The 2542-nt window shown below is 61.4% G+C and carries 3 protein-coding genes; all 3 read right to left on the bottom strand.

Annotated features, from left to right (window positions below):
* Positions 1-71: 71 nt before the first annotated feature.
* Genes JJE47_07835 through JJE47_07825 form a run of 3 tightly spaced genes read right to left on the bottom strand, consistent with a single transcriptional unit; the run spans position 72 to position 2415 of the window.
* The gene (locus tag JJE47_07835; GenBank protein ID MBK5267331.1) at positions 72-1763 is read right to left on the bottom strand and encodes a GMC family oxidoreductase; all 1692 of its coding nucleotides are present in this window, start codon (positions 1761-1763) and stop codon (positions 72-74) included.
* A gap of 10 nt (positions 1764-1773) precedes the next feature.
* A complete protein-coding gene (locus tag JJE47_07830) occupies positions 1774-1938 on the bottom strand; it encodes a hypothetical protein (GenBank protein MBK5267330.1) in 165 nt (54 codons plus the stop codon).
* A gap of 27 nt (positions 1939-1965) precedes the next feature.
* Positions 1966-2415 (bottom strand): hypothetical protein, encoded by a 450-nt coding sequence (locus tag JJE47_07825; GenBank protein ID MBK5267329.1) that lies wholly within the window; start codon positions 2413-2415, stop codon positions 1966-1968.
* Positions 2416-2542: the final 127 nt, after the last annotated feature.

Here is a 2542-nt window from a genome sequence, read left to right as displayed (position 1 = left end):
TACCGCCTGAGACCGAAGCGACCTGCTGGGCCCCTGCGGGACCGTGCCATCAGGAAAACAACTGAGCTCGCCTAGCCGTGCTGAATCCAACCGATCGCGGCAGGTGCATGGCTTGGGACGGCGGGAGAGTTTGGCGGCACTGGATCAATCCGGACATATGGCGCACCCAGCAGAGGACGTGGGTCGGCTTCGCCCTTGTTCGGCCACATCGCCATGGCTCGTTCGGTTTGAGCCGTGATGGTCAACGACGGATTGGCTCCCAGGTTCGCGCTGATCGTTGAGGCATCGGCGACGTGTAGTCCTGGGTGACCAAACACCCGCTGGTACGGGTCGACAACACCGGTGTCCGCTGAATCACCAATGCACGCTCCGCCCAAAATGTGGGCCGTTGTTGGCACGTCGAGCAGTACCTCATTGATGGCGCTTCCAGGTTGGCCGCCCATGATGTCGGCTGCGATTCGAGCCGCCTGGTTTCCTTGGGGGATGTAGGTGGGATTTGGTTCACCTTCACCCTGTTCAGTTGTCAGCTTCAACTTGCCATTACGTCGCAGCTTCCATTTGATTCTCAGGCTGTTTTCGGTGCTCTGCATTACCAGCAAGATCACCGTCCTCTCAGACCAACGGCGGACCGACAAGCTGCGCCCGAACGCCACGGGGTGGCGCAGTGCCTGGGCGAGGAAACGAACTTGACGGGGCACGCGTCCGCCACCGTCAACCAGGATTGTCGACAAGAGGCCCATGGCATTGGAACCCTTGGGGTACCGCACGGGTTCGATGTGGGTCCGCTCATCGGGATAGATCGAAGAGGTGATGGCAACACCTTTTGAATAGTCGACGTCGCTCGTAGGGGCTTGGGCACCGAGGATTGCCTCGGAGTTTGTCCGGACGCGTTGGCCCAAGCGATCGGACAAGTTTGGCAGGCGACCACGTTCCTTCAGTTCGGCCAGGAGCTGCATCGTACCCAGCACGCCAGCGGAAAAAACAACCTGTTCGGCCCGGATTGTCTGGCGCGCTTTGCGCAGCCACGCTCCCGAGCGCTCGCTGGTGATCTCATACCCTCCACCAATCAGGGGTTCCACGTCTACGACCTGGCGGCCGGCGTGAACCTTGGCTCCCTTGCCTTCGGCTAGATAGAGATAGTTACGATCGAGGGTGTTCTTGGCGTTGTGGCGACAGCCAACCATGCAGCCCCCGCACTCAATACAACCGGTCCGGTCGGGACCCGCTCCGCCGAAGTACGGGTCGTCGACCGTTTCGCCCGCTGGGCCGAGGTATACGCCCACCGGAGTGGGTCGGTAGCTGTCGCTCACATCGAGCCGCTCGGCTAAACCTCGCATGACATCGTCAGCTGCTGTGTGGTCCCGGGCTGTGGTGGCGCCGAGCATCAGGCGAGCTTGTTTGTAATGGGGGGCAAGCTCGTCCTTCCAATCGGTGATGTGAGCCCATTGGGGGTCGGACCAGAAGTGGTCGAGCGGCTCGTAGAGCGTGTTGGCATAGACGAGCGACCCTCCCCCAACGCCAGCACCAGACAAAACCAACACATCTTTGAGTAGCGTCAACCGCTGAATGCCACGCAGCCCTAGCTTGGGCATGAACAAGAACTTCTTCACCGCCCAGTTGGTCTTGGGATAGTCATCAGCCTCGAAGCGTTCCCCGGCTTCGAACACCGCCACCGAGTAGCCCTTCTCGACCAGCCGAAGTGCGCTGACCGAACCTCCAAAACCGCTACCCACAATGGCGACGTCAACGTCAAAGTCAGACATGGCAGCCATGCTAGGGCCGCCGGCTGATAGAGTCCTCGACCCAGGCTGCCTGAGCGAACCGGTCTGCGTCTTGGCCATGGAAACCGATCACTTGCAGACCCAACGGCATATCGTGGGCAGCCAAAACCGGCAGGGTCAGCAACGGCGCCCCGGCGCAGGTTGCGAGGACGCACATCGGAAGTCAGGGTGCGGTCGACGACGCCTACCAGACGATCTGGGCCAGCTGTGACTCCCGCCGTCCTGACACTTGCAGACAAAAATCGACCGCATCCAATCGAAGCTGACGGCCACCCTGGCCACTGCGGAAGGTTCCGCCGGCAGGCCCGGTCAGTTCCAGCACGAAAGGAGCGTTATCAACCTTGGCCCACTCTTCGACGGCGTCGGCGATGAGGCGACCATCATGGTCGGGTGTCAACCGCGGCTCGCGTCCAACGGCTCTGGAGATATCGATCCGGTGCAGCCACTGATCCCGGGTGTAGACGCGGTCCATGAGGTGGCCAATCGTCATCTTGCCTCCCGCCGGGTTGGCTACCTTGACCCGACGCATCAACCCGGGAGTCTTGCGACGGCCGGCAACCGCTTTCGGCGCCACCGCCCGAAGCTGTTCAATGAGCTGTTTGGGCGACAAGTGTTGGTGGTCCTGCACCTGCACCGCGTTGATTCCGTCGATCTCGGGCCGACCGTGCGTCTTGGCCCACTGACGACCTCGCCTCAATTGTTTCAACGACTCAAGAACCGAAGCGTTGCTCTTGGCGGCGCCCAACAGGTGGGCCACCATC

The sequence above is a fragment of the Acidimicrobiia bacterium genome (assembly GCA_016650365.1).
Taxonomy (GTDB): Bacteria; Actinomycetota; Acidimicrobiia; order Spongiisociales; family JAENVV01; genus JAENVV01.
The sequence above is the reverse complement of the archived record's forward strand: the minus strand, read 5'-3'. Positions and strand labels throughout refer to the sequence as shown.